Here is a 1,161-nt window from a genome sequence, read left to right on the forward strand (position 1 = left end):
CGCCGCCGCCACATAGACGAACTGCGGCTGGTCGGTACAGTCGCCGGCGGCAAAGATGTGCGGTGCGCTCGTGCGCATGGCGCGGTCGATGACGATGTCGCCCTGTGCATTGATCTCAACGCCCGCCGCCGCGAGGTTCAGGCTGCGCGTGTTCGGCGCGCGGCCGGTGGCCACCAGCAGCTTGTCGGCGCGCACTTCCCCGTGCCCGGTGGTGAGCACGAATGCCCCGTCCGCATAGGCAACCTGGCTGGCCTGGGTGTGGTCCAGCACCTCGATGCCCTCGGCGCGGAAGGCGGCCGTGACGGCTTCGCCGATGGCGGGGTCTTCGCGGAAGAACAGCGTGCTGCGCGCCAGGAGCGTGACCCGGCTGCCCAGGCGGGCGAAGGCTTGTGCGAGCTCGACCGCCACCACCGACGAGCCAATGACGGCCAGCCGCTCAGGGATCGTGTCGCTCGCCAGCGCCTCGGTGGAGGTCCAGTAGGGCGTGTCCTTCAGGCCGGGGATCGGCGGGATTGCGGGGCTTGCGCCGGTCGCAACCAGGCAGCGGTCGAAGTTCACTTCGCGGGTGCCGCCGTCAGCGGTCGCCACGGTCAGCGTGCGCGCGTCCTTGAACCGGGCCTCGCCGCTCAGCACGGTGATGGCCGGGGTGCTCGCCAGGATGCCTTCGTATTTGGCATGGCGCAGTTCCTCGACGCGGCCTTGCTGCTGGGCCAGCAGCCGCTTGCGCAGCACGGCCGGCGCTGCGGCGGGCAGACCGTCATCGAACGGGCTTTCGCGGCGCAGGTGGGCGATGTGGGCGGCACGGATCATGATCTTGGACGGCACGCAGCCGACATTGACGCAGGTGCCGCCGATGGTGCCTCGCTCGATCAGCGTCACGCGCGCGCCTTGCTCGACGGCTTTCAGCGCTGCCGCCATCGCCGCGCCGCCGCTGCCGATCACAGCCACGTGCAGCGCTTGTTCACCGCCACCATGCTTCGTTTCGCCACCGAGCCAGCCCAGCGCCTTGTTCAGCAGGCCGACTGGCTTGTTCTGCGTGTCGGCAACCCGTGCGCGGTAGCCGAGCGCGGCGACGGCTGCGACCAACGGGTCGAGACTCACACCCGCGTCCGCCTCGATCTCGGCCCGGCGCTGCGGATAGGACACCGAGGCCGCGCGCAC

General features: G+C 70.5%; 1 protein-coding gene. It reads right to left on the bottom strand.

Translation table 11 applies throughout. From position 1 onward, the window contains the following. On the bottom strand, positions 1-1,161 hold a 1,161-nt coding region (locus JOD69_RS24485), incomplete at both ends, for a mercury(II) reductase (RefSeq protein ID WP_210024376.1).

This window comes from Methylocaldum sp. RMAD-M (assembly GCF_017832375.1).
Lineage (GTDB): Bacteria > Pseudomonadota > Gammaproteobacteria > Methylococcales > Methylococcaceae > Methylocaldum.